Annotated in this window: 22 protein-coding genes and 1 CRISPR repeat array; of the genes, 6 read left to right on the top strand and 16 right to left on the bottom strand. The window is 73.7% G+C overall.

Translation table 11 applies throughout. From position 1 onward, the window contains the following. Positions 1 to 34 precede the first annotated feature (34 nt). The 8 genes from SH587_RS11585 to SH587_RS11550 form a co-directional block, all read right to left on the bottom strand. Entirely contained in the window at positions 35 to 1168 is a 1134-nt protein-coding gene (locus tag SH587_RS11585; RefSeq protein WP_320670771.1) for a DUF2600 family protein, read from the bottom strand. Beyond that, positions 1131 to 3668, bottom strand: a complete 2538-nt coding sequence (locus tag SH587_RS11580) for an ABC transporter permease (RefSeq protein ID WP_320670770.1) — start codon at positions 3666 to 3668, stop codon at positions 1131 to 1133. The genes SH587_RS11585 and SH587_RS11580 overlap by 38 nt, the downstream gene beginning before the upstream one ends. A gap of 17 nt (positions 3669 to 3685) precedes the next feature. Further along, on the bottom strand, positions 3686 to 4423 hold the full coding sequence (locus tag SH587_RS11575; protein ID WP_320670769.1) for an ABC transporter ATP-binding protein: 738 nt from the start codon (positions 4421 to 4423) through the stop codon (positions 3686 to 3688). Next, positions 4420 to 5151: an ATP-binding cassette domain-containing protein gene (locus tag SH587_RS11570; protein ID WP_320670768.1), complete on the bottom strand. Its 732-nt coding sequence runs from the start codon at positions 5149 to 5151 to the stop codon at positions 4420 to 4422. The genes SH587_RS11575 and SH587_RS11570 overlap by 4 nt, the downstream gene beginning before the upstream one ends. Next, entirely contained in the window at positions 5151 to 5726 is a 576-nt protein-coding gene (locus tag SH587_RS11565; protein WP_320670767.1) for a PadR family transcriptional regulator, read from the bottom strand. The genes SH587_RS11570 and SH587_RS11565 overlap by 1 nt, the downstream gene beginning before the upstream one ends. A 46-nt stretch (positions 5727 to 5772) precedes the next feature. Then, the gene (locus tag SH587_RS11560) at positions 5773 to 6570 is read right to left on the bottom strand and encodes a hypothetical protein (protein WP_320670766.1); all 798 of its coding nucleotides are present in this window, start codon (positions 6568 to 6570) and stop codon (positions 5773 to 5775) included. 10 nt (positions 6571 to 6580) lie between these two features. Beyond that, on the bottom strand, positions 6581 to 7072 hold the full coding sequence (locus SH587_RS11555; RefSeq protein WP_320670765.1) for a hypothetical protein: 492 nt from the start codon (positions 7070 to 7072) through the stop codon (positions 6581 to 6583). Positions 7073 to 7303: 231 nt separating this feature from the next. Then, positions 7304 to 8506: direct repeats of the CRISPR family, unit length 36 nt; unit sequence GCTTCTACGAAGAGGCCGCCAAACGGCCTGTGCGAC. Positions 8507 to 8763: 257 nt separating this feature from the next. Then, positions 8764 to 9876, bottom strand: coding sequence for a glycosyl hydrolase (locus SH587_RS11550; protein WP_320670764.1), 1113 nt, complete (start codon positions 9874 to 9876; stop codon positions 8764 to 8766). Positions 9877 to 10272: 396 nt separating this feature from the next. Between SH587_RS11550 and gdhA the strand changes: the two genes are divergently transcribed. Together gdhA and abc-f are read left to right on the top strand one after the other, a co-directional pair. Beyond that, positions 10273 to 11601, top strand: a complete 1329-nt coding sequence (gdhA, locus tag SH587_RS11545) for an NADP-specific glutamate dehydrogenase (protein WP_320670843.1) — start codon at positions 10273 to 10275, stop codon at positions 11599 to 11601. Positions 11602 to 11688: 87 nt separating this feature from the next. Next, a complete protein-coding gene (abc-f, locus tag SH587_RS11540; protein ID WP_320670763.1) occupies positions 11689 to 13680 on the top strand; it encodes a ribosomal protection-like ABC-F family protein in 1992 nt (663 codons plus the stop codon). 67 nt (positions 13681 to 13747) lie between these two features. Here the strand turns inward: abc-f and SH587_RS11535 are convergent, their stop codons facing one another. From SH587_RS11535 to SH587_RS11525, 3 genes are read right to left on the bottom strand one after another with little or no spacing between them, the layout of a single operon-like run. Next, positions 13748 to 14350 (bottom strand): ferric reductase-like transmembrane domain-containing protein, encoded by a 603-nt coding sequence (locus tag SH587_RS11535; protein ID WP_320670762.1) that lies wholly within the window; start codon positions 14348 to 14350, stop codon positions 13748 to 13750. Next, positions 14347 to 15390 carry an FAD:protein FMN transferase gene (locus tag SH587_RS11530; RefSeq protein ID WP_320670761.1) on the bottom strand — a complete coding sequence of 348 codons (1044 nt, stop codon included), beginning with the start codon at positions 15388 to 15390 and terminating at the stop codon, positions 14347 to 14349. The genes SH587_RS11535 and SH587_RS11530 overlap by 4 nt, the downstream gene beginning before the upstream one ends. Then, the gene (locus SH587_RS11525; RefSeq protein WP_320670760.1) at positions 15387 to 15746 is read right to left on the bottom strand and encodes a hypothetical protein; all 360 of its coding nucleotides are present in this window, start codon (positions 15744 to 15746) and stop codon (positions 15387 to 15389) included. The genes SH587_RS11530 and SH587_RS11525 overlap by 4 nt, the downstream gene beginning before the upstream one ends. A gap of 126 nt (positions 15747 to 15872) precedes the next feature. Between SH587_RS11525 and SH587_RS11520 the strand changes: the two genes are divergently transcribed. Then, on the top strand, positions 15873 to 16943 hold the full coding sequence (locus SH587_RS11520) for a chorismate-binding protein (protein WP_320670759.1): 1071 nt from the start codon (positions 15873 to 15875) through the stop codon (positions 16941 to 16943). Here the strand turns inward: SH587_RS11520 and SH587_RS11515 are convergent. Then, the gene (locus SH587_RS11515) at positions 16907 to 18082 is read right to left on the bottom strand and encodes a glycoside hydrolase 5 family protein (RefSeq protein WP_320670758.1); all 1176 of its coding nucleotides are present in this window, start codon (positions 18080 to 18082) and stop codon (positions 16907 to 16909) included. The genes SH587_RS11520 and SH587_RS11515 overlap by 37 nt on opposite strands. Before the next feature lie 41 nt (positions 18083 to 18123). Here SH587_RS11515 and SH587_RS11510 point away from each other — a divergent pair, with 41 nt between their 5' ends. Continuing rightward, positions 18124 to 18909, top strand: a complete 786-nt coding sequence (locus SH587_RS11510; protein ID WP_320670757.1) for an FkbM family methyltransferase — start codon at positions 18124 to 18126, stop codon at positions 18907 to 18909. Positions 18910 to 18929: 20 nt separating this feature from the next. Here the strand turns inward: SH587_RS11510 and SH587_RS11505 are convergent, their stop codons facing one another. Next, positions 18930 to 20057: a glycosyltransferase gene (locus tag SH587_RS11505; protein ID WP_320670756.1), complete on the bottom strand. Its 1128-nt coding sequence runs from the start codon at positions 20055 to 20057 to the stop codon at positions 18930 to 18932. Positions 20058 to 20117: 60 nt separating this feature from the next. On the opposite strand from SH587_RS11505, the gene SH587_RS11500 reads away from it, so the two are divergent. Continuing rightward, complete coding sequence (locus tag SH587_RS11500; protein WP_320670755.1) at positions 20118 to 20870, top strand: class I SAM-dependent methyltransferase; 753 nt, start codon at positions 20118 to 20120, stop codon at positions 20868 to 20870. 49 nt (positions 20871 to 20919) lie between these two features. On the opposite strand, the gene SH587_RS11495 is transcribed toward SH587_RS11500, so the two are convergent. Next, positions 20920 to 22194 carry a glycosyl hydrolase gene (locus SH587_RS11495; protein WP_320670754.1) on the bottom strand — a complete coding sequence of 425 codons (1275 nt, stop codon included), beginning with the start codon at positions 22192 to 22194 and terminating at the stop codon, positions 20920 to 20922. Between the two features lie 82 nt (positions 22195 to 22276). Between SH587_RS11495 and SH587_RS11490 the strand changes: the two genes are divergently transcribed. Then, on the top strand, positions 22277 to 23473 hold the full coding sequence (locus tag SH587_RS11490; protein WP_320670753.1) for a glycosyltransferase family 4 protein: 1197 nt from the start codon (positions 22277 to 22279) through the stop codon (positions 23471 to 23473). A gap of 13 nt (positions 23474 to 23486) precedes the next feature. On the opposite strand, the gene SH587_RS11485 is transcribed toward SH587_RS11490, so the two are convergent. Both SH587_RS11485 and SH587_RS11480 read right to left on the bottom strand, forming a co-directional pair. Then, on the bottom strand, positions 23487 to 24218 hold the full coding sequence (locus tag SH587_RS11485) for a hypothetical protein (protein WP_320670752.1): 732 nt from the start codon (positions 24216 to 24218) through the stop codon (positions 23487 to 23489). Between the two features lie 42 nt (positions 24219 to 24260). Continuing rightward, complete coding sequence (locus SH587_RS11480; RefSeq protein WP_320670751.1) at positions 24261 to 25394, bottom strand: glycosyltransferase family 4 protein; 1134 nt, start codon at positions 25392 to 25394, stop codon at positions 24261 to 24263. Positions 25395 to 25423 lie beyond the last annotated feature (29 nt).

The raw sequence follows: 25423 nt of genomic DNA, 5'->3' as shown, positions 1-25423 counted from the left end.
AAGGTTCTACTGTTGGAAACTCTTGGTGTGAGGCTCAGCCGGCGAGGACGCCGGTGCAGCAGCGCCAGGTGCGCAGGAACGTGGTCAGGAGCCGCCCGAGCTGGCCGGCGGCGGGCGTGATCGATTCGATCACCGCCGCCGCGGTCGGGCGTCGGGCGTCGGCGTGGGAGAGGAAGAGCGCGATGGTGGCGGCGACCAGGACGCGGTGTTGCGGGGCACGGCGCAGCGTCGCGATCTCTTGGTTGGCCCGTTCGATCAGGAACTCGACGCGCTCGGCGACGGCCTGTGGGTCGCCGTAGTGGGCGATCGAACTCCAGCCGCCGCTCTGCTCGTCCTCGTCGTGGTCGATGAGGCCGTCGAGCGCCACCGACAGGCGGCTGACCCAGGTGTAGGCGCCGGCCGCGGCCGCTAGGTCGTCCGCGGTGGTCTCGGGGTCGCCGGCGAGGGCGAGCAGCGCGAGAACCGCGAGTCCGGCACTCGCGCCGGCGGCCGCTTCGGTCCAGGTGGCGTCGGTGTTGGGGTAGTGCTCGCGCCCCCAGCGCGCCAGCTGCGCGTCTCGGCGGGCAGGGTTCGGGTCGTGCTCCAGCTCCAGGGTGCGTAGCTGCGGTGCTTCCAGGCGCAGGATCGGCTGGGCCAAGGCGTGAGCGGGCAGGCCGGCGCAGCTGCGCCGGCAGCCGTCCGCCAGCTGCTCGAGGTAGCCGCCGTCGTCCTGCCACGGATGCGTCTGGTAGTAGTCGCCGAGCGGGTCGCCGACCGCGACGGCGTCGACCAACGAGCGGGTGAGTCCCGGGGTGATCTCGTATCCGTGGAGTGCGGCGCGCTCGCTGGTCAGGTCGATGTAGTTGGCGGCGGTCTGAAACGCGACGGCGGCCCGGATGACATTGGGGTTGCGGCGCCGCGGGAGGATCCAGAACGCGGCGGCGCCGTCGGCGTAGCTGCGCTTGGCGGTGAGGGAGCGCAGCGCGTCGTAGCGCAGCGTCGGATCGGGGATCGCGATCGCGTGCTGGAGCCAACGTTGACGCTCGCGCGCAGCGAGTTGCAGACCGCCGCTGAGGTGCCGGCCGGTGGCGGCGGCGAGCGCGCGCAGCTGCTGCCCAGTGAGCGGGACCGGGTCCCGGTGGGGCGGTGGGCTAGTCGCGGATCGTGAGCGAAGGGCGGGTGCGGGCAACGACGTATCCCGGTACGGCTACGACCGCCAGGGCGACCAGCGTAACGAGCGCGAAGGTGAGCGCCGCGATTCCGGGACGAAGGTGCGTCTGGACTGGGAAGCCCATGATCGATGCGAGTGCGCGGCTGAACAGCAACTGGCCGAGGAGCCCTGCGATCGCGCCGGCGAACGCACCGGTGACGAAGAGCGTTGCGGCTTCGATCGCGAGCGTCGCCCACATCCGGCCCGTCCGGTGGCCGTCGAGCTTCTGGCGGCTGACGCTCGCCCGGCGTTGCCAGAGCAGCGCGGCGGTCGCCGCACCCATCGCGAGCACAGCGGCGATCAGGGTCATGAGCGCGATCTGGCGCAGCCGCTCCAGGCCATCGCGGGCAACCGCGCTCTGCCGTTCGTGGCGCGCCGCAGGGGTCTCGATCCGCAGCGGGGCGCGAGGACCGAGCGTGCGCGCGAGCCGGGCCTGGACCATCGCCGGGTCGGCTCCGGACTCGACCTCCACGAGATAGGCGCCGATCGATGGCGAGTTCCAGAGCGCCGCGGCGTCGTCGGCGTTGAGCACGATCGACCCGCCCGACCAGCCGAAGTTCGTGGTGATCGCCGCGAGCCGCAACGGCCGCGCCCGCGGCGTCGGGAGCACGAACCGATCGCCGACGCGGAGGTGCAGGTGCTCGGCGAGCGCTTCCGAGAGGGTGGCCCAGCCTCCTGCGCGGACGCGAGCGGTCGCGTCGGCGAGGTCGCCGTCGCGGACCTGTCCCGGCGGGATCAGGTAGGGGGCGGTGCGCGGCGGCGCGAGCACGAGGGTGCGGCGCTCGTCGACGTCCAGCAGCGCGGCGCGGTAGAGGCCAACGTGGCGGACGCCCTCGACGGCGGCGATGCGCTGCCGGTACTGGTCGCGGAAGGGGTCGGTGCCGAACAACGATCCCGGCCCGTCGGGGGCGACCCACAGGTCCGTGATGCCGAGCATTTCGGTGCTGACCTCCTCGAGGCCGGCCTGCAGGTTGCTGCGCGCGCCCTGGAGGGCGACTCCGCCGAACACGGCGACCGCGCCGATCGTGGTGATGGCGATCGATCGGCTCGCCCATTCCTGAGCACGCAGCGACGGCAACGCGAGTTCCAACGGCGCGATCAGCCGGGGGGTGTGGCGACTGCACCAGTCCAACAACCACACGGCGCCCGAGAGGACCGCCGGCACGAGCAGCACCAGCGCACCCACCAGCGCGACCAGGGCCAGGACCGCGGCGCCCGGCGCGAGGACGGTGACCGTGACAGAGACGGCCAGCAGCGCGAGGCCCGCCAGGGTCAACCGGTGGCCGGCGAAGCGGCGGCCGGGCCGGGCGGGTTCGGTCGTTGGCGGCTGACCGACCTGAGGGACGCGGGCGAAGATCAAGCGCCAGACGGGGAGCAGGACGCCGCCGATCGCCGCGACGAGGCCGCCCGCGATCGCGATCGCGAAGCTCGGCCAGGTGACGACCCGGATCGACCCGATCGGGAACGCACCTGCGAGGAAGTCGACATCGGCGCCGTAGCCACCACGCGAGATCGCCTCGCCGGCGGCCAAGCCGACGACGATCGCCACGGCAGCCAGCACGAACGCGTCGACGAGCAGGATCCCGAGCACCTGTCGCGGTCGGTAGCCGTCCAGGCGCAGATCGACCGCGAGCGCGCGCCGTGCGCCCATCGAGACGAGCATCGCGCAGATGGCGAACAGGAAACCGATCAGGGCGGAGACGGTGCTGGAGATCGTCGTCGCCTGGCTGGTCGGCGCGACGGCGGTGGCGAAGAGCCGCGCGTCGTAGTCGGCCGGACGAACATCGGCCGTCGTGCCGGCGAGGAGCCGGAGGCGCGTTCGGACGTCGTCGAGGGCGGCAGGTTCTGCCTCGACGAGGATCCGCGTCGCGCGGCCGTCCATCCGGGCGAGCTGTTGGAGGTAGGCGAGCGGCGCGAGCCCGAGAGCGTTGTTGGCCAGCTTCCCGATCTGGTCGGTCCCCACGGTCGCGACCGCCACGGGGTGCGTGGCGCCGGCGATGTGCAGTTGCGCGTCGTCGCCGAACCGCAACCCGACGGAGCGAGCGACGCGGGTGGGGATGGCGATCGTGTCCTGACTGGCTGCTTCGTCGTCGGTGAACCCCCGTAGCAGGGTGCCTCTCAGCCGGACGACCCGGGGATCGCCGGCGTAGAAGGTCAGCGCCCGCCGGCCGCGGGGGCCGACGAGGGTCGCCGGCGCCTCGAGCACGGGCGCGGCGGTCCGCACGCCCGGGATCTCGCGGATCGGGGCGGCGAGGCTGACGGGGAGGCCGTCGGGGCTGCGGGCGATCAGCTGGAGCTGGGAGTTTCCGGCGACGCCGCGCGCGAGCTGCTTGACCGGCCCGGCGAGGCTGGTGTTCGCGACCGAGCTGGCGTAGAGCAGCGCGATGCCGGCGGCGATGCCGAGGATCGCGAGCAGTTCCTGGGGCCACCGGTGGCGCAGCCGGGCGAGGTAGAGCCCGAGGACGTTGCTGAGCCGCACGCGGCCACCCGCGTGACTCACCGCGGGCCTGATGGGGTCGGCGCGTCCGGGTGCGCCTGCAGCGCACCGTCTTCGAGGACGAACGCACGGTCGGCGTAGTCCAGGGCATGCGCATCGTGGGTGACCAGCAACGTCGCGATGTCGTGCGCCCGGGTCAGGTCGCGAAGGAGCGCAAGCACCTCGCTCTTGCGCTGGCTGTCGAGTGCCCCGGTCGGCTCGTCGGCGAGGAGCACCCGCGGCTCGGTGGAGAGGGCCCTGGCGATCATGACCCGCTGGCGCTCGCCCATCGAGAGCTGGTCCGGTCGGTGCTTGAACCGCTTCGCGAGGCCAAGGGTGTCCAGGAGCGGCAGGACCTTGCGGTGGGCTTCGCGGCGGCTGAGACCAGCACCGTAGAGCCGAAGCGCGGCGTTCTCCACAGCGGTGGCGCCTTCGAGGAGGTCGATCTGCTGACGGACGTAGCCCAGCTCGTGCATGCGGTAGCTGGCGGCGTCTCGCTCGCTCAGCTTGGTGATGTCCCGCTCGCCGACGATCACGCTGCCCGAGTCCGGCGGCAGCACGGCGGCACAGATCTGCAGCAGCGTGGACTTGCCCGAGCCGGACGGGCCGAACAGGGCGACGACCTCGCCGCCGCTGATGTCGAGCGTCACGCGATCGACGGCGCGGATGCGCTCGCCGCCGGCGACGTAGTCCTTGGTGATCTCCCGCAGCCGCAGGACCGCAGGCGCGGCCGTGGGCCCGATCGCCTCGGCGGTCATCGCGCGCGGCGTTCGCGGAGCGGTACGACGGGAGCGAGATCGCGCTCGCTGGCGCCGACGAGACGGCCGCCGCCGAGCGACCAGAGTCGACGGATGCCTTGGACTTCGGTCGGGTCGGCGCCGGTGACGAGCACGCCCATCCCGATCTCACCGGCGATCGAGCGCAGCAGCGCCAGCACTTCCGCGCGTTGCAGCAGGCTCAGGCCAACGACGGCGTCATCGACGAGCAACAGCCGCGGCTGGCGCGCGATGGCCCGAGCGATCGACACCAGCGCACGTTCCCCGTCGGAGAGTGAGTTCCAGCGCTGGTCGGCAATGCCGTCGGCGCCGACCCGCTCGAGCGCCTGTCGGGCCAACGCCTTGTTGCCGCGCCGGTCACCGTGGTCCAGCAGGCCGAGGGTGACCCACCGCACGGCGGTGAGGCCGTGGCTCTCCGGACCGTGGCGCGGCGTCGCGAGCGCGATGGTTGTGCGCAGCCGGGCGGCGTACTGGCCGGCGGTGAAGCTTGCGAGATCCTCGCCGTCGACCAGGACCCGCCCCTCGTCGGGGCGCTGCAGTCCAGCGCAGATCCGCAGGAGGGTCGTCTTGCCGGAGCCGCGTGGCCCCCAGACGGCACCCAACTCGCCGGCATGGAGATCCATGGCCAGGTCCTCGAGGACCACGTGGCGGCGATCACCGCGCCAGAAGCCACACGAGACGTCCTCCACCAACAACAGCGGGGCGCGCATCAGCGACGGCCGCGGGCCGGATGCCGACGCAGCTCTTCCAGCTCCGCCCGCACCTCGTTCAGCCAACGGGCGCGGGCCGCCAGCTCGGTCCGTTCCAGGGAGTCGACGAGCATCCCGCACAGCGTCTCCCAGGCGTCACGGGCCGGCGCGGCGCCGCCGATCGGCGTTACCGCAATCTCGCCGTTGCGGGCCAGCAGCTCCCGCTCGGCGAGCGTGACCCACTGGATCAGCTGGACCAGGCCGTCAGGGCGGCAGAGCCGGATCCGCCACCGAAGATCCTCGTAGTTGGCCGGCGGCGTCGCCATCCACCGGTCGAGCTCGGAGCGGCCCAGGTCGCTCACCGAGTAGGGAATCTTGAGTCGGCGGTCGCCGTCGGTGCTCCGCGGCCGGGGCTGCGGAACGATCAGGGCATGCTTCTCCAGCGTGCGGATGGTGTTGTAGACCGTCGATTGCCGCACGTTGTCGGGGTCGATCGACAGGTTCCGCAGGCGGGTGAACAGGTCGAAGGCATACGTCGGTTCCTGTTCCAGGAGCCCGAGGGCCACTGCTTGCTGACTGGTGAGGGAGAGCGACATCAGATCAGACACGCCGATGACTGGAGAGCGCAGCATAGGCGATCGATCAGCGGCGCGGGGACCGCGGACACGGCGTACGCGTCGCCGCGCGCCGGAACGACCCGTCCGCAAACCGCACGTCGACGCGGAACGGGAGCCCTCCGCGGCGGCACCGGTCGGGGACGCGAACGCCGCCCGGCTGGTAGTAGACCCGGCGTCCGTGGCGGCGCGCGCCGTAGAGCAGGTCGCGGCCGCCGATCGTCACGTCCAGGCTCCGCAACGCGACCGTGATCCCGAACGGCGGGCGGGGGATCGGCGGAACGAGGACCCGGACCCGCAGCCCGAACGGGGACGGCGCCTCGGAGAGGTAGCCGCGGTAGCGCAGCGTCGCGACGACGGGGTTCAACGAATCAACGGCGACGACCATGCCGGGCAGGGTGCCGCGCTCGCGTCCGAGGTACAGGCGCAGGCGCGCGGTTCCGAGCTCGGTGTCGTCGGGTGGGGGCACGATCAAGCGGGCGGCGGCCTCGCCGGTCCCCATCAACGAGTTGCGGGGGCACGGCGACCCGGCGCTGTCCAAGCCCAGCATCACCTCGCGGAAGTCCCGCTCGGGCACCTGGCAGGTCGTGGTGCCGAGTTTCGTGCTGGCGAAGTCGAGGCCGACGGGCAAGTAGAGCCGCACGTCGGTCACCGGGGGACCTTCGGGGGCGATCCGCAGGCGCAGCCGCACTGGGGCTCGTCCGCCGAGGCGCGCGCCGCCGCCCCACCCCGCCTTCAGCTGGGCCTCCGGTCCGGCGGCGGCCGATGCGGGCGCCGGCATCGAGGAGGCCATCGCCGCAGCGACGACGAGGGGAAGCCAGCGCAACGCAGGCGTTCTAGTAGTGGAGCGTGCCGTTGGCGTTCATCGATGCTGCCCAGTTGCGCCGGTCGACGATGCCCGTGAAACGTGCGGAGCCGCGGGCCCGGCGATAGGCGCCGCTTCCGCCCGTGATCCGGGCCGTCCCCTCGAACCGGGAACGCGTCCCACCGGAGCGAGCACGACCGCTGATTCGCATCGTCACCGTTCCGCGCCGGTTGCGAATCGTCGCCGTCCCGCTCAACGACAGTCGGGTCAGCTTGAGTGTCGACCGCGCCGAACCGGGAACCGATCCGCGTGCGGTGCCGGAGTGGCGAAACGTCGTGCCGCTCTTGCGCACCAGCCGCAGCGAGATCGACTCGTTCATGCGGCCGCCGGCGGCGACCGGCGACGTCGCGGCGATCGCCGCACCAGGATTGGAAGGCCCCGCCCCCGAAGCGCCTAGGGCCACCGCCGCCACGGTCACTGCGACGCCGCGCCAGATCCGTCCATCGGCGGCTCGATCGGGCATGTCGCGACGGTACCAGACATCGATGTTCATAGACGCGGGTTCGGGGTCCGCGTCCGCCTGACCGGGACCGGCGGCGTCGCTGATCGAGCTTCTGTTGGGAGGCCGTCAATGGCCTGCGCGACAGGAAGTAGCGCTCGGTTGCGAGCCGGTTCTGGACCTGGCTTCTACGACGAGGCCGTCAACGGCCTGTGCGACCAGATCCGGGCGGATGCCGTCGTCGGGCTCCCACAGGCTTCTACGAAGAGGCCGTCAAACGGCCTGTGCGACATCCGGGCATGCCGCCCGGCGGTCATGTCGTGGTCGCTTCTACGAAGAGGCTGTCAAACGGCCTGTGCGACGCCAGCTTCTTCGACGCGGCGACGGCCTTCTCCGTGCTTCTACGAAGAGGCCGTCAAACGGCCTGTGCGACCCCGGCGTACATCGCCCCGCTGGTCGGGATCGCTGACTTGCTTCTACGAAGAGGCCGTCAAACGGCCTGTGCGACTGCACCTTCAGCGTGACGCCCGCGTACGGGTCCGTGCTTCTACGAAGAGGCCGTCAAACGGCCTGTGCGACCTTGAGCGCGCCGAAGATCTTGCCCGGCAGTCCGGCGCTTCTACGAAGAGGCCGTCAAACGGCCTGTGCGACGCCGGCTGTGCCCTGGCGACCCTCCTCGACCTCCTCGACCGCTTCTACGAAGAGGCCGTCAAACGGCCTGTGCGACACCAGGCTTCCTGGCCGACGCCCAACGAGCTGTCGAAGCTTCTACGAAGAGGCCGTCAAACGGCCTGTGCGACGATCCGCAGCGGGGGTCGTGCCCAACGGGTTCTCGACGCTTCTACGAAGAGGCCGTCAAACGGCCTGTGCGACGAGGGACGATCACCTACTCGGTGCCGCTGAGCATGCTTCTACGAAGAGGCCGTCAAACGGCCTGTGCGACTGCACCTCGCGGCACTCGACCGTGACCGTGCACCCCTCGCTTCTACGAAGAGGCCGCCAAACGGCCTGTGCGACGGCAGCCCACCGGCCCGATCTAGCCCTGGCTGGCAATGCTTCTACGAAGAGGCCGCCAAACGGCCTGTGCGACACCGGTACGACAAGGACCGGATCTTGTACACCGCCGAGCTTCTACGAAGAGGCCGCCAAACGGCCTGTGCGACGGCCGCGACCGACGAGGAGGGCCGGTAGATGGCGATCCAGCTTCTACGAAGAGGCCGCCAAACGGCCTGTGCGACTGCCGCTGCCCGCCGGCGTACATCGCCGCGAAGAAGATGCTTCTACGAAGAGGCCGCCAAACGGCCTGTGCGACGGTCGCGATCTGGCGAACCGATCGGCCCTCGTAGTGGCTTCTACGAAGAGGCCGCCAAACGGCCTGTGCGACCGCGGCGGTGTGGCCGCGGCTGCTGCCGGCGCGACCGGGCTTCTACGAAGAGGCCGCCAAACGGCCTGTGCGACGGCTACCAGAATACGCGCGCCATTTGCAGGGGCTTCTCGGGGTCACGCGAGGGGTCCGAACGAGAACGGGCCGCCTCGGGCCACGCCAGCCCACCGCTGCCGGAGAAGCGCCGTCTGTGCAGGGAGTTCGTGGTGCGAGCGGTCCCCGGGTAACGGCGCACCACCGGACCTCTCGCGCTTGCGCAAGTCGAACCGCCGCGAACCTACCGCCCGCCGCCCCGCCCACCACCCGTGAGCGGGGCGGCCGCGGCTGCCGTTCAGCAGCCCGGGTAGCTGCCCTTGGCCTGCGCGACCAGCGCGCAGAAGGCGGGCTTCGGTGACCAGTCGGTCCGCAGCAGTCCGAAGCCGGCCTCGCGGCCCTCGACGAGCCACGGCGCCGGCTCGTCGCGGAGGGCGTGGACGATGATCGCCCGCACGTCCGGCTGGGCGCGGAGGCGGTCGATCGCCCGTTGCAGGTCGACCGTCTGGGTGGCGTCGTCGTGGGAGCCGTCCGAGGTCGAGTAGCCGATCTCGGTCGCCCAGATCGGGCTCTTGTCGCCGTGCGCCTGGAGCGCCGTGCGGACGCGCTTGAGGGTCAGGTCGATCCCGGCGTCGACCGCGGCGGCGCCGGCCCCGGTGTACGGGTGGGTGGAGAACGCGTCGTGGCAGCGGCGGCCGGCCAGTGCCGTCAGGTAGCGGCCGATGTAGCCGGACACGTAGTAGTCCGACATCGACGGCGAGAGCACGGTCCGCGCGCCGTCGACCGACTTGACCGCCTCGTAGAGCGCGCACTGCTCGTCGGCCAGCTTCTCCGGCGTGGTCGCGTTGGCGACGTTCGAGCGGACCTCGTTGTCGGGCTCGTTCCAGCCCTCGAACGTGGCCTTGGGGTAGCGGCGCGCGAGGGCGGCCATCACCTCGCGGTACTGCGGCAGGAACTCGGCCGTCGGGTGGTACTTGCGGTTGCAGATCACCGGGTTCGCCGTCTCGTAGGCGCGGTCGCCGCACTGCGGACGGCTCGACGCCCAGGCCGGCGCGTAGACCGGCGCGATCACCAGTTGAATGCCGGCCTCGGTCAGGGCCTGGTACTTGCGGTCGAGCTCGTCGACGACGGCGTTGCCGCTCTCGGTGAGCGGTCGCGTCAGCGAGGCCGGCACCGGCTGCTCGGGCGTGCTGTCGGTCAGCCAGCTCCAGCTGAACCCGTCCCGGAAGAGCGTCGCGCCGCTCGCCCGGATCGCCGTCACGCCGTTCGGGATCCCGCTGCCGTCGCGCGAGGGATCGAGGCCGAGGTTGTAGCCGAGCGGGGCCGGCGGGGGCGGGGGCGGCGTCGGCTGCTTGGGCTGCAGCCCGACGAGGCTCAACAGGAAGAGCAGGATCGCGGCGATGAGGTCCATTGGGCTCTCGGTCGGCGGGAACGGTTGGCCCATGCACGCGCAGCGCGGCGAACGGACGGATCGTCGACCCGGACCTCCCCCGGACGGACGGGTGATGGGCCCCCGCCGCCGCGCGCGACGCTACCAGCGGGACCCGTCGGGTTCGATCGCTGGGCGACCCCGACCATCGGCCCCCGCCGCCGCCTGAGGGAGCCGACCGCCGACGGCGTCCGACCACTAGCGTTCGGCCATGCGAACCATCCAGAGCAGGACCCGGCGAACCGGCCCGCGGCCGCGCCGCAACGGCACCGTCTTCGCGCTCAGCGGGTGCCCCGCGTGACCGTCGCGACCACGCTGGGTGGGGGTCCCGGCAACCAGACCGAAGCACGGCCCACCGGCCGTCCGCTCGGTCCGCGGCTGGAGAGCGTCTACGAGACGCTGCTGCGCCGCAACCCCGGTGAGCACGAGTTCCACCAGGCGGCCCGCGAGGTCCTCGAGACCGTCGCCCCGGTCGTCGAACGGCGCCCCGAGTACGTCGAGGCGCGGCTGCTGGAACGGATCTGCGAGCCCGAGCGCCAGATCATCTTCCGGGTCCCCTGGACCGACGACCGCGGCGAGGTCCACGTCGACCGCGGCTACCGCGTCGAGTTCAACAGCGCGCTCGGGCCCTACAAGGGCGGGCTGCGGTTCGACCCCTCGGTCAACGCCAGCATCGTCAAGTTCCTCGGCTTCGAGCAGGTCTTCAAGAACGGCCTGACCGGGATGCCGATCGGGGGCGGCAAGGGCGGTTCCGACTTCGCGCCGAAAGGCCGCAGCGACGCCGAGGTGATGCGCTTCTGCCAGTCGTTCATGACCGAGCTGCAGCGCCACATCGGCGAGTACACCGACGTCCCCGCCGGCGACATCGGCGTCGGCCAGCGCGAGATCGGCTACCTCTTCGGCCAGTACAAGCGGATCACCAACCGCTACGAGTCGGGCGTCCTGACCGGCAAGGGCCTGGCCTGGGGCGGCGCTCGCGTGCGGACCGAGGCGACCGGCTACGGCTGCGCCTACTTCGTGCAGGAGATGCTGCGGGCCCGTGACAGCTCGCTGGAGGGCCGTGACGTGATCGTCTCGGGCGCCGGCAACGTGGCGATCTACGCGATCGAGAAGATCCACGACCTCGGCGGCCGCGTGATCGCCTGCTCCGACTCGGGCGGCGTGGTCCACGACCCCGACGGGATCGACCTCGAGCTGGTCAAGCAGCTGAAGGAGGTCGAGCGCGAGCGGCTGGCGGCCTACCCCGAGCGCCGCGGCGCCCGCGCCCGCTACGAGGCCGGCGGCTCGATCTGGGCGATCCCGTGCCAGGTCGCCCTGCCCTGCGCGACCCAGAACGAGCTCGACGGCGACGACGCCCGGCGGCTGGTGGCCGGCGGCGTGGTCGCGGTCGGCGAGGGCGCGAACATGCCCTGCCGGCCCGACGCGGTGCGGGTCTTCCAGGAGGCCGGCGTCGCCTTCGGTCCGGGCAAGGCGGCGAACGCGGGCGGGGTCGCCACCAGCGCGCTCGAGATGCAGCAGAACGCGTCGCGCGATCGCTGGACGTTCGAGCACACCGAGGAGCGGCTGGTGCAGATCATGCGCGACATCCACGCGTCCTGTTACGAGACGGCGGAGGAATACGGCTGCCCCGGCGACTACGTGGCCGGGGCCAACATCGCCGGCTTCGTGCGGGTCGCCGACGCGATGCTCGCGCTGGGCCTGGTCTGAGCGGAACGGGCGGGACGCGGCGCCGGCCGCGTCCCGCCCCGGGGCGAGCCGGTTCGGCGCGCGGGCCCGTACCATCGAACGTCGCCCATGGCCGTGCTCATCGCCTCCGACCTGCAGAAGGACATCAACGGGAACCCGCTCTGGGAGGGCCTCTCCTTCAAGCTCGAGCGGCGCGACCGGATGACGCTCTCCGGGCGCAACGGCGCCGGCAAGACGACCCTGCTGCGGATCCTCGCCGGCCAGGCGAACAAGGACGGCGGCGAGCTCAGCTTCGAGAAGGGCGCGCGGGTCATCCTCCACGACCAGCGTCCCCCGCGCGAGCGCGAGATGACCCTCCGCGAGTACGTGGTCAGCGGCCGCCAGGACCTGGTCGAGCTGGAGGCCACGCTGCGCGACTACGAGCAGCGGATGGCCGAGGGCGACCTCGACGTCTTCGACGCCTACGCCAAGGCCCAGACCGAGCTGGAGGCCAAGGGCGGCTACCGCTGGCGCGACGAGGCGGCCGACATCGTCCGCGGCCTCGGGTTCTCCGACGAGGACCTCGATCGCCAGCTGGAGACCTTCTCCGGCGGCCAGCTGACTCGCGCCTCGCTGGCCCGCGCGCTGAGCGCCAAGCCCGACCTGCTGCTGCTCGACGAGCCGACCAACCACCTCGACCTGGAGTCACTGGAGTGGCTGGAGAAGACGCTCGTCCAGCTCGACTCGGCGATCGTGCTGGTCGCCCACGACCGCTGGTTCCTGGAGGCCGTCGGCACCTCGGTGCTGGAGATCGAGGCCGGCCGCGGCCGCTTCTTCGCCGGTTCGTGGCACAACTGGCGCAAGGAGCAGGCCGCGCGCGAGATGGCGCTCGGCAAGGCGATCGCCAAGCAGGAGGCGGAGATCGCGCGGATGGAGGACTTCGTCCGCCGCTTCAGCGCCAAGGCGACCAAGGCCCGCCAGGCCCAGTCGCGGGTCAAGGCGCTGAACAAGATCGAGCGGATCTCGCGCGATCCGAAGGACACCCGCACGATGGGCTTCCAGTTCAAGAAGCCCGAGCGCGCCGGCCGGATCATCTTCGAGCTCGAGCACGGCCGGGTCGAGGTGCCGCCGCCGACGATCACCAGCGACCCCAACACCGGCGCCACGACCACCCGCAGCGACCCCGACGCGCGGATCCTGCTGGCCGACGCCGAGCTGTGGCTGGAGCGCGGCGAGCACGTCTGCCTGGTCGGCCCCAACGGCGTCGGCAAGACGACCCTGATCGAGACCCTGGCCGGCCGCCGGCCGCTCGCCGAGGGCCGGATCCGGACCGGCCACAACGTCCAGGTCGGCTACCTGAGCCAGCACGGCGAGGAGCTGCACTTCCCCGGCGCGCGGACGGTGATCGAGGCCTGCATCAAGGCGACCGGCCTGAAGCCGAACGAGGCCCGCTCGCTGCTGGGCAAGTTCCTCTTCAGCGGCGAGGACGCCGAGAAGGACCTCGCCGGGCTCTCGGGCGGCGAGCACAAGCGGCTCGGGCTGGCGGTGCTGGTGGCGTCCGGCGCCAACGTCCTGATCCTCGACGAGCCGACCAACCACCTCGACATCGAGTCCCGCGAGGCGCTCGAGGACGCGCTCTCCGACTACCCCGGGTCGATGATCCTGATCAGCCACGACCGGGCCCTGCTCGAGGTCGTCGGCACCCGCACCGTGGCGGTCGAGGACGGCGAGCTGCACAGCTACCTCGGCGGCTGGCAGGAGTACGTCCAGGTCCGCGAGGAACGGATGGCGGCCGAGCGGGCGGCGAAGCTGGCCGGCCCGCCGGCGGCCGCATCGGCCTCGGCCTCGGCCCCGGCTCCGGCGGCCAAGGCCCCCGCGAAGCCGGCCGCGACGGCGGTCGCCGACCTCCAGCCGCTCTCGAAGAACAAGCGCCGCGAGATCGAGAAGGCCGAGGCCCGGATCGAGCAGGCGGAGGGCGCCCTGGCCGCGCTCGAGGAGGAGCTGGCCGGCCCCGACGCCTGGGCGACGCCGGAGGCGACCGAGCGCAACACGAAGCGCCACGAGCAGGCGAAGGCCGAGGTCGCCGCGCTCTACGAGAAGCTCGAGCAGCTGACCGGCTGAGGCCCGGGCCGGCCCCCGCCGCGCCCGCGCCCGGCTGCGACGTTCCGGTCGCTGATCGTCCGGAACGTCACACCCGCGCGGTGGCGCGGCCGCGGCGGGTCGGGGCCGCGCCGCCGCCGCGGGCGCTGCGGATCGCCAGCAGCGCCAGCGCCACCGTCGTCCCGCCGAGCAGCGGCAGCAGCAGCCAGGCGCTGCCGCTGTCGGTCCCCGATCCGATCGCGTGCCCGACCGCCATCAGGAAGGCGACGACCGTGAACCGGTGGAGGCTGCGCCAGCGCTTCGGCCCGATCCGCTTGCGCAGGTAGAAGCTGGGGCCGAGCAGCAGCACCGCATAGCCGGCCAGCTGGCCGAGCCCGGTCCAGAGCGGGGCGTGGGGCATCGCGAACGGCACCAGCAGCTGCAGCACCGACGGCTTCAGCCAGCCGTCGAAGAGCAGCGCCACGCCGTGGACGGCCAGCGCGCCGAGCGCCGCCAGGGCCAGCATCTCGTGGACGATCGAGACCGTCCCGCGCAGCTGCGGGCGCCGCTGGAGCAGTCCGCCGGCGCTGGCCAGGCCGAGCCAGACGGTCAGGGTCAACGCGGCCAGGGCGATGATCCCCGAGGCCCGGACCGTCAGCCAGGCGGCGTACTGGAGCGGGTCGGTCGAGGCGGCGGCGAGCGCGGCGCTCATGCCGACCACCGCCACGGGAGCCGGGTGGCCGGGCCGCCCGCTCGTCGGTGGACGGTGCCGTGCTCGTCGATCGCGACGCCGCCGGAGAGCGCCAGCCGGCCGATCGCCGCCGGGCCGCGCAGCAGCGTGCTGCCGGCGATCAGCTCGGCCTCCTCGCCGCTCGCCGCGACCGCGGTCACGGTCAGCAGCCCGGTCCAGGCCGGGGCCTCGCGGGCCGGATCGATCAGGTGGTGGGCGGGGCGGCCGTCGGGCTCGCGCCACAGCCGGCGGTCGATGCCCGAGGTGGCGACCGCCCCGGCGCGCAGCGTCAGGCGGGCGGCCGGCGCGCGGCGCAGCGGGGCGGCGACCTCGACCGCGAAGGGCCGCTCGCGGGCCTGCGGGCCTCCCACCCGCAGGTCGCCGCCGAGGTCGACCGCCCAGCGCGCGTGCGGGTGCAGCAATGCGCCGCAGCGGTCGGCCAGCCAGCCCTTCGCGGTCGCGCCGAGGTCGATCGCCGTCCCCGGCGGCCGGCTGACGGTGCCGGCCCGACGGTCGATCCGGATCGCGCGCCAGCGGGCCGCCGGGTGGGGGCGCGCCGGGCGCCGCTCGGGCGCGTCGCGGAGCGCGGCCAGCAGCCCGACCGGGACCGCGTCGCGGCGGCTGCGGGCGTAGCCGTGGCGGACGAGGGCGGGCAGGACGGTCGGGTCGAGCAGGCCGTCGCTGCGCTCGGCCGCGCCCAGCGCCGCGGCGACCGCGTCGAGCAGCAGCGGGTCGACGGGGACCGTCTCGCGCGGGTCGTCGTTGAGTCGGGTCAGGTCGCTGTCGGATCGGAAGCGCGAGAGCCGGCGGTCGGCTTCGTCGAGCAGCCGCCGGACCCGGGCCAGGGCCGCCGTCGCGCTCTCGCCGGCGCCGGGCGCGGTCTCGATCACCACCCGGCAGCGGGTGCCGAGGGCTGCGAACGGCACGTCGACGCGGGTCGCCGGACGGGCCTTGGCGGCGGGCCGGGTGCCCGCGGTCGGCGGGGCCAGGCGCACGCGCAGGCCGGCGGTCGCGGTGCTCACGAGCTGTGGGTGGTCAGGGGGGTCTCGGCCGGCTGGCCGGCGGAGCCGCTGTCGGTCGCCGTGCCGCTGCTGGTCGAGCTGCCGGTCGTCGCCGTGTCGCTGCTGCTGCCGGTCGCCGTGCTCGTGTCGGGAGCGGTGGTGGCGGCGGTGGTGCTGGTCGACGTGCCGGCGGCCTGGGCGGCCTGGGCCAGGCCCGGGTCCTGCCCGGCGGCGACGCGGACGCCGAGCAGGCCGAGCAGCCCGGCGAAGCCGGCGACGCTGCCGACCCCGACGGTGGCGGCGATCCGGCGGCGTCGCTCCCGGCGCGAGAGTCGTCGGCCGCGGCGGGGCGGGGGCGGAGCGGGGTGCGCGGACATGCCGACGATGCTGCTCCCGCCCCGTCAACGGGCCCTGAACGGTGCCCGGGACCTCGGTGAGCGTTCGCTGGGAGTTCCCTGGGAGTCTGCGGTCGGGGGCGCCGATCGGGTGTACTTGGCGGTTCGGTGCCGCCGTTCCCGCTTCCACCCCGTGCCGTCGTCGGCGGCCTGCTCGCCCGCGACCTGGTCGAGGTTCGCCACGACCCGCAGGCACTCGACGAGGGCGGCCGCTGGGCGGTGGTGCTCGACTACGAGGGGCGGCTGACCGCGGCCCGCTTCGCCCGCTGGGAGCCGCTGGAGACCGCCGGGACGGCCGGCGACGAGGACCCGGCCTGGACCCCGGTGCCGGCCTCGGCCTGGACGACGAGCCTGGGGGAGGACGAGTTCCGCGGCCGGGTCGCCGAGATCCGCGAGCGGATCGCGGCCGGCGACGTCTACCAGGTCAACCTCTGCCGGGTCCTGCGCGCGCCGCTGGCGGCGGGGACCACGCTGCACGGCCTGCACGCGCGGCTGACCGCCGGCCACCCGGCGCCGCACGCGGCCCACGTGTTCCTGCCCGAGCAGGGGGTCGACGTGGCCTGCGCCTCGCCCGAGCTGTTCCTGCGCCGCGACGGCGAGCGGGTGGTCTCGCGGCCGATCAAGGGCACGGCCGCGACCGCCGACGGCTTCCTGCCCAAGGACCGGGCCGAGAACGTGATGATCGTCGACCTGGTCCGCAACGACCTCGGCCGGGTCTGCGTGCCCGGCAGCGTGCGGGCGACCGCGATCTGCGCCGTCGAGCACCACCCCGGCCTGGCCCACCTGGTCTCGACGGTCGAGGGACGGCTGCGGCCGGAGGTCGGCTGGCCGGCGCTGCTGGAGGCGACCTTCCCCGCCGGCTCGATCGTCGGCGCGCCGAAGCTCGCCGCACAGGCGCTGATCGACGAGCTGGAGCCGACCCCGCGCGGTCCCTACTGCGGGGCGATCGGCTGGGTCGACGGCGACCGCCGGACCGCCTCGCTGGCCGTCGGCATCCGCAGCTTCTGGCGCCAGCAGCAAGTGCTGCGGTTCGGCACCGGCGGCGGGATCACCTGGGACAGCGATCCCGAGGGCGAGTGGCGCGAGACCGAGCTGAAGGCCGCGCGGCTGCTGGCGGTGGCGGGGGACGGGGGCGCTGCGCCTCAGCGACCGCCGACGCGGCGGACCGCCTCGGCGTAGGCCCGGCCCGAGGGCTTCAGCCGGCCGTCGGTCTCGGCGATCCCCCAGAACTCGCGCAGGTTCCCGGACTCGACGTCGGGCGTCCACCAGGTGTAGGGCGAGACCATCCGGACGTCGGCGCCGCCGCCGCAGGCACGGTCGTCGGCGAACCCGGCAACGACCGAGGCCAGCAGCGCACCCCGCTCGCGCTCGGGCAGCGAGCCCGGGCCCTGGCTGAGCGATCCGAACTCGTTCAGGACCAGCGCCTGGCGGCGGAAGCCGATCTGGTCGAGCAGCGCCCGCGTGCGGCAGGCGATCCGGCCGACGTTCGCCGCGTCCCCGTAGACGTGCAGCCCGATCGCGTCGAGCAGCCGCGTCAGCGACGGCTGGGCATCGAGCATGTCGCGCAGGAAGCGGTCGACCGCGACCCGGTCGCCCGCGCTCTCGAACGTGCCGACGAGGCCGCCGAGCACCAGCCGCGCCCGCGGGTCGACGGCCCGGATCGCGCGGCTCATCAGCACCGCCTGGTACCCGAACGTGCGGCCGCTCATGGCGGCGAAGAAGTGCTGGGCGTTCTCCTCGTTCCACAGCTCCCAGACCCGGACCGGCCGCGCGCGCAGCTCGGGGTGGGCCTTCCAGAAGCTGCCGCCGGGGCCGTAGCGCCGCACGAGCGCGACGACGAACCGATCGCTGTCGGCGGGGTCCTTGGCCAGCGCCCGGTCGGAGCCCGGCAGGTTCGAGGCCCACTTGGGCGTGAACTGGATCACCGGGGCGACGTCGAGGCCGGCCCGGGCGGCCGCCGCGATCGGCTCGTCGAGGAGCGACCAGTCGTAGGGCCCGTCCTCCTGGGGCTGGATCCAGGGCCACGTCGCCCCGATCCGCACCCAGCCGAGGCCGGCCGCCGCGATCGCGTCGAACTGGCGCCGCAGCAGGGCCGGATCGCGCGCCTCCGCGACCATGTTCGCGTTGACCCCGAACTTCGGCGGCCACGGGGCCCGGCGAGCATCGAACGCGGGCTCCGGCCGGGGGAAGTGGTCGGGGACCTCCTGCGCCCGGTGCTTCAGCCACAGGCCGGCAGCGACGAACGCCAGCAGCAGGAGCAGGACGATCCCGCTGCCGATCACGATGAGGCGCTTGCGGCGCGAACGGGACCCGACCATCCGGCGCGAGTCTACGGCTCGCCGCCAGTACGATGCCGCGCATGGCGGAGTTCGGGCGCAGGCCCTGGTGGGCGTACCTCAGGGCGGCGCGGGATCCGCGCCGGTGGCGGGCGATCCGGCGGCTGCCGCGGGTGGCCGGTCCGGTCCCGCAGGTCCTGCGCGGCTACCTGCTGCGGCGGGGAGCGATGCCGGCCGAGGTCCAGCTGCGGACCCCGACGGGTCGCGTACCGGTGGCGCTGCGGCACGTCCACGACTACGCGACGATCGCCGAGATCCTGGCCGAGGACGTCTATCCGGTGGCGACGACCGACCGCGTCGTGGTCGACATCGGCGCCAACATCGGGGTCTTCTCGGTCTTCGCGCTCACCCGCCACCCGGACGTGCGGGTCCACGCCTTCGAGCCGGTGCCCGAGAATCTGGCGCTCCTGCGCCGCAACCTGGCTCCGTTCGGCGACCGGGTGACGATCCACGAGACCGCGGTGGCGGCGGAGGACGGCGAGGTCAGCTTCGGCGTCGAGCCGACCGGCCGCTACGGGGGGATCGGCGTCGAGACCGCGGAGCGGATCACCGTCCGCACCCGCGCGATCGCGGCCCTGCTCGAGGACGTGCTGGCGCGCGAGGGCCGGATCGACGTGCTGAAGATGGACGTCGAGGGGCTGGAGCGGGACCTGCTGGCCGCGGTGCCGGCCGCGGTCGCCGCGCGGATCGGCCGGGTCGAGGTCGAGTGGTCGCACCCCGACCTGGCCGGGCTCGAGCCGTGGGCCGGAGCCGGCTTCGCCGTCCTCGGCGGGCCGACCACCTGGGTGCTGGAGCGGCCGGCGGGCTGATCGCGGCTGCCCCGGCGCGGTCATTCCAGCAGCAGGCCGGGACGGCCGCTCGCGCGCAGCAGCTCGTCGGCGTGGCCGCGGATCGCCCGCCGGAAGGCCTGCGGATGCCACTGCTCGGCGTGGGCGCGGATCGTGGCCGGATCCCAGGCGTCGGGGTCGAAGCCGGCGATCGCGTCGACGAGCGCCTCGGCGTCGGGCGTGTCGAAGAACACGCCGGTGCGGCCCGCGACGACCGTGTGGCGGGCCCCACCGCCGTCGAACGCGATCACCGGTCGGCCGGAGGCGGCGGCCTCGACCGGGATCAGCCCGTAGTCGTCGACCGACGGGAAGACCACGGCGGCGGCCCGTCGCATCTCGGCGGCGACCGCCTCGGTGGGCAGCGCGCCGAGGAAGGTGACGTTCGGCGGGGCGTCCCGCTCGAGCGCCGGCCGGGCCGGTCCGTCGCCGGCGATCCGCAGCCGCAGGTGGGGGAGGCGCCGGAAGGCCTCGACGACGATCCCCGGCCGCTTGTACGGCTCGACCAGCCGCCCGGCGAAGAGGAAGGCCCCGTCGTGGCCACCGTCGTCGGCGGGACGGAAGCGGTCGACGTCGACCGGCGGCGGGACGATCGCCGGCTCGATCCCGAAGTTGCGGCGCAGCTGGTCGCCGGTGTAGGCGGACTGGGTGAGGAAGCGGTCGACGCCGGCGGCCGCCTGGCGGTCGAGCGCCCGGATCGCCCGCTGGTAGCCGGCGAACGCCTGGCGCACGCCGGGTCGGGCCAGCGGCCCGGTCGAGTAGTCGTGCGCGTCGCTCCAGACATGGCGCAGCGGCGAGTGGCAGTAGCAGAGGTGGGGCGGGCGGTTCGGCGCCTGGGCGCCGTGGGCGTAGCCGTAACTGGAGGACACCACCAGGTCCGCCTCCGGCAGTCGCCAGCGGCGCGCGAGCAGGGGGTAGAGCGGCGCGCCCAGGCGGTAGTGGCGCAGCAACCGGGTGCGGGCCGGCAGCAGCGGATGCCAGCGGTCGCCGGCGCCGATCTGCTCGGCCACCTGCTGGCGACCGGCGATCACGTGCAGCTCGCTCCCGGGGAACGCGGCCAGCAGTTCGGCGGTGACGCGTTCGGCTCCGCCGAAGGTCTCCGCGAAGTCGTGGACGACCAGGACCCGGGGCACGGGCGCATCGTACGGACCGCAGGTGGAGATCGTCGCCGGCGCCCGTAGACTGCGGGCCCTATGCCGGGGTTGGGACGGGTCAAGGACGTGGCGCGGCGATTCGCCGCCGATCCGACGTGGATCGGCGAGCGGGTGCGGCAGGCGCGAACGCGCAAGGAACGGGGGGAGAAGTCCCTCGACCTGGAGGCGCTCGCCGACCTGACGTTGCCGGTCGAGACCCTGATCGAGCAGGTGCTGGGCGTCGACGCGGCCGGCCGCGAAGCGCTCGAGGGCCAGCTCGAGCACCCCGAGCAGGCGGCGGGCGACGGGTCGTTCGCCTCGCGCGGCCCGCTGCTGCGGATCGTCGGAACCACGGTGCTGGCGCGTCGGCCCGAGACGGTCGTCGAGACCGGCGTCCAGCGCGGCTACACGTCGGCGGTGCTGCTGGCGGCGATGGAGCGAGTCGGCACGGGCCGCCTGATCAGCATCGACCTGCCGGGGATCCGCGACGCCGAGGTCACCACCGGCGAGCTGGTGCCGGACGCCGTCCGCCACCGCTGGGACCTGCGGCTCGGACCCTCGCGGCGGCTGCTGCCGGAGGCACTGGCCGAGGCCGGCACCGTCGGGCTCTCGATCCACGACGCCGATCACTCCTACCGCGCGCAGGTCGAGGAGTTCCGCGCCGCCTGGCCGCACATCGCCTCCGGCGGCCTGCTCGTCTGCGACGACGTCTGGACGCCGTCGATCACCGACTTCGCCAACGAGGTCGGGGTCCACCCGGCGCTGGTCGTGCGCGGGCCCTCGGACGCGGTCGGCGTGCTGGTCAAGCCGTGAGCGGTCCGGGGCGGCGCGTGCCGCCCCGGGTCCGGTCAGGCGCTGGCGATCAGCAGCCGGTGTAGGTGTTGCCCGCCTGGCCCACGAAGTGGCAGAAGGCCAGCTTGGGGGTCCAGTCGGTGCGGGCCAGGCCGTAGCCCCACTTCGGCGAGGTCGACGTGCCGGCGTCGATGTCCCAGTTGTCGCGGAGCGAGAACGGGAACGCGGCCTGGACGTCGGACATCGCCATGAACTTGTTGTAGAGCCCGCGGACGACGGCCTTCTGGTCGGCCTCGGTGTTGTTCGCCGGCTGGCTCGAGTGGGCCTTGTCGGTGGTCGACAGCCCGAACTCGGTGACCCAGATCGGTGTGGTGTCGGAGATCCCGCTGCGGGCGTCGCGGGTGATCTGGAACAGCCGTGCCAACGGCGTGTCGTCGCCGGTGATCGTCGTGCCGACGTACGCGTGCAACGAGAAGCGGTCCCAGCAGGTGCGGTCGCTGCCGACCGCGGTCGTGAAGCCGGGGATGTACCACGGCGTGCCCTCGGTGTCGCCGAAGGCCGGGGAGAGCACGATCCGGTTCGGGTCGACGCTCTTGACCGCGGCGTAGAGCTGGCAGTGCTCCTCGGCCAGCTCCTCGGGCTGCGAGGCGATCCCCTGCCAGCCCCACGCCGTGGTCTGGCCGCGGAACTGGCCGTCGGGCTCGTTCCAGCCCTCGATGATCGCGGCGGGGTAGCGGCGGGCCACGGCCTTGACCCAGAGCTGGAACTGCGGGTAGAAGGCCGCGGTCGGGTGGTAGCCCTGCTTGGAGCTGCCGTAGCTCAGCCACTGGGCGCAGAGGCTGTAGTTCAGCGTCGCCCAGAGCGTGCCGTTCTTCGCGCACGGGGCGTAGCGCGACGACCACACCGGGGCGCCGGTGTTGGTGTAAACCGGGGTGATCCCGGCGCTCACGAGCGCGGTGTAGCGGCGGTCGAGGCTGATCAGCTCGGCGGGCACGCCCGTGGTGGTGCCGATCGGAGTGGTGACCGGATCGAAGAACGACGGGACCGGAACGGTCGGCGAGACGTAGCCCCGGAAGTCGTTCCAGCTGATGCTGTCGCGGTAGTGCGTGATACCGGCCGCCTGCATCGCGGCGATCGCGCTGGTGAGCTGGCCGCCGGTGCGATCGGGATCGGCACCGAGCGCGACGCCGAGCAGCTTCCCCGACACCGGCACCGGCTGATCGATGGTGGCGTCGCCGCCTGGATCGGGGACGACAGCGGAGGCGCCCGAGGCCAGGCCGAGAGCCGCGGCGAGGGCGATCAGGAGGAGCGCGCTGACCCGGCGCGCGCGGTTGACCCATGTCATCGCCCAACGCTAGTGACGGGTCCCGCGGCGCGCCTGGTTTTCTGTCACCGTCCTGCACGTCACGAACGGGGACGTGTAGCCGATGCGGGTGTTGTGGGTCAGCCATACCGGGGTGGTCGCCGGGAGCGAGCGGTCGTTGCTGGCCGCGATCGAGCACCGGCCGGCCGACGTCGAGGTCGTGCTGGCGGCACCGGCCGGCCCGCTCGCCGAGCGGGCCGTGGCCGTCGGGGCGATCCACCGCGAGATCCCGCTCTTCGACGTCAGCTTCCGTCCGCATCCGATCGACACCCCGCGGGGCGTCGCCGCGATGCTGCGGGCCGGCGCGGCCCTGCGGCGGATCGTCCGTCGCGACCGGATCGACGTGATCGTCGGCAACACCGCACGGGCGGCGCTGGCCGCGGTGCTCGTGCCGCAGTCGGTCCCGGTCGTCGGCTACGCGCGCGAGCACCTGCCGGCCGGTCCGGCCGGACGGCTGGCGCACGCGCCGATCCTGCGCCGCTGCGCGGCCGTGATCGCCAACAGCCACTCGACGGCGCGGACGCTGCCGACCGGCCAGGCTCCGGTACGGGTGGTCTACAACGCGGTCGATCGGACCCGCTTCGCCCAGGCGGCCACGGTCGACGAGCGTGCGGTGCGGGCCGGGCTCGGGGTCGACGACGAGACCGCGCTGCTCGCGGTGATCGCCTACCTGGCGCCGAAGAAGGCCCAGGACGACGCGATCCGGGCGGTCGCGGCGATGCCGACCACGCGGCCGTGGCAGCTGCTCCTGATCGGCGAGGCGATGTTCCCCAAGGGCCGCTTCGACGCCGACGGCTACGCCACCGGCTTGCCGCGGCTGGCGGAAGAGCTGGGGGTCGGCGACCGCGTGCGGCTGCTCGGCCAGCGCGAGGACGTGCCGGAGCTGCTGCGGGCGATCGACGTGCTGCTCGTGCCCTCGTGGAGCGAGCCGTTCGGGCGCACCGTGATCGAGGGGATGTGGAGCGGCTGCGTGGTCGTCGCGGCCGACAGCGGCGGGCCGCCGGAGGTGATCCGCGACGGCGAGGACGGGCTCCTGATCCCGCCCCGCCAGCCGCAGCGGTGGGGCCGGGAGCTGGGAGCGCTGCTCGACGACCGCGAACGAGCGGACCGGCTCGGCGGCGCCGCGGCGACGGCGCTGCGGTCGTCGTTCGAGCCGGGGCGCTACGCGGCCGCGGTGGCGGCGATCTGCCGCGCGGCGGTCAGCGGCGGCCCGATGCCGCCGAGCGAGCCGCCGCGGGCGGCAGGGCCGCCGCCCGCTTGAGCCCACGGTCCGCTCAGGGCAGCAACGCGGTGAACGGCAGCGGCAGCCAGACCAGCACCCCGAACTTGGACGGTCCGGTGGTGTTGGAGGCCGTGTCGCGCAGGCGATATTCGATCACGTCGACCACGTTGCCTCGCGGGTGCTGGAGGGACCAGCAGACGTTGAGGTCCCCGCAAGACGCCGGCGTCCAGCGACCGTCGCTGAGGGCGCGCGATTCGGGCACGAGCCCGGAGCCGATGCTCGTGGGGGAGATGACGAGCCAGAACGCCTGCTCGTAGACCACCCACAGCGGATCGAGGTCGAGAGCGGTTGGGATCAGGTACTGGTGCGGCGGGACCGGGTCGCGGCCGTCGTGGTAGGCCTTGCCCGGCAACAGCCGGACCTTCGGCGGCGCGGGCACGGCTGTGCTGGCAGTCGTCGCCCGCGGCGTCGCGGTCTCGCGCACGATCGGTGCCTGGCCGGGTACCGTTGCCGTGATCCGGTAACGGGTGCCGGGACGCAGGTCCGGGCCGCCGGACGAGGCAGTCGTCCAGGTCCGCCGCTCTCCCTGTCGCGGACCGTCGAGCGTCTCGACGGTCAGGCGCGGTCCGACCGGCGCGAGCACCGCGCCCAGCAATCGGTCGACTGGGCCACGCGTCGCCGCGTTCGCGGGCTCCGCCGCGAGCATGCCGGTCGCGGCCACGGCAAGCGACGCAAGCGCCCCCGCACGGACCCGCGACGATGTCCCCCCGAACACCCGTCCCATGGCGAGCACTCTACGCAGACACGTTTGTGGAGCGCAAGCGACTCAGCGGGGGATGTCTGCTCGCGCCGGCGCCCGGTCGCCGGCGATCATCCGGTCGAGCGCGGCGGCGACCGGCGCCAGCACGGTCGGCCAGGCGTGGGCCTCGGCGTGCGCTCGCGCCCCGGTCGACAGCCGCGACCGCAGCGCCGGGTCGGACGCGATCCGGGCGATCGCGTCGCCCATCGCGGCCGGATCGCCGGGGGCCACGAGCAGCCCGCCCTGGTCGCGGGCGATCGCGTCGCGCATCCCGTCGGCGTCCGGGGCGACCGAGGGGGTGCCGCGGGCGCCCGCCTCCAGGAAGACAATCCCGAAGCCCTCGCCGACCCGCCCGTCGGCCAGCGGCTTGGTGGCGAGGACGAAGACCGTCGCCTGCTCCAGCAGCCGGTCGCGCTCGTCGTCGTCGACCCGTCCGTGGAGCGTCGCCCAGCCCTCCTCGACGGCGGCGTCGATCGCGGCCCGGGCAGCCGGGTAGGGCTCGCCGCTGCCGACGATCGACCAGCGCAGGTCGGGCACCCGCCGACGGGCGTGACGGACCGCCGCGGCGACGTCCTCGAGCGCCTTGTGCGGCGCGTCCAGGCGGGTGACGGTGATCGCGGTCGGCGGCCCGTCCGGCGGGGCGGCCGGCGCGGGACGGTCGAGCGGCTCGATCCCCGGCGGCGCGATCAGCAGCCGTCGCTCGGGCACCCCGGCCGCCCGCAGCACGTCGGCGCTGCCGCCGCTGATCGTCACCGTCAGCGCCGCCCGCCGGCCGGCGATCCGGGTCCAGGGATCGTCGGCGCCCAGCTCGCGCCCGTAGCCGAGGAAGACCGCCGGCACGCCCAGCAGCCGCTGGGCCAGCAGCCCGGGGATCGTGGCGCTCTGGACCCCGATCACCACCGCGTCCGGCCGCCGGGCGGCGGCTGCGGCCAGGCCGGCGGCGCTGATCAGCGCGCGGTCGGCGGCGGCGCCGGCGGGACCGGGCAGCGGCACCCGCGGCAGCCGCCGGACCGGATGGCCGGCGTGCTGCGGCGGGCCGGGGGTCGACGAGAGCACCGACCAGTCGCTGTCGGGCAGCCAGCGCAGCCAGCCGTCGAGGAAGCGGGCGATCCCGCCCGGGGCGGGCGGGGCGTCGGGGGCGACCAGGAGCAGGCGGCGCACGGGCCGGCACGCTAGTCGATGGAGCCCGC

The organism is Patulibacter defluvii (assembly GCF_034096925.1).
GTDB classification, from domain to species: domain Bacteria; phylum Actinomycetota; class Thermoleophilia; order Solirubrobacterales; family Solirubrobacteraceae; genus Patulibacter; species Patulibacter defluvii.
This window is presented reverse-complemented; position numbering and strand designations above follow the sequence as displayed.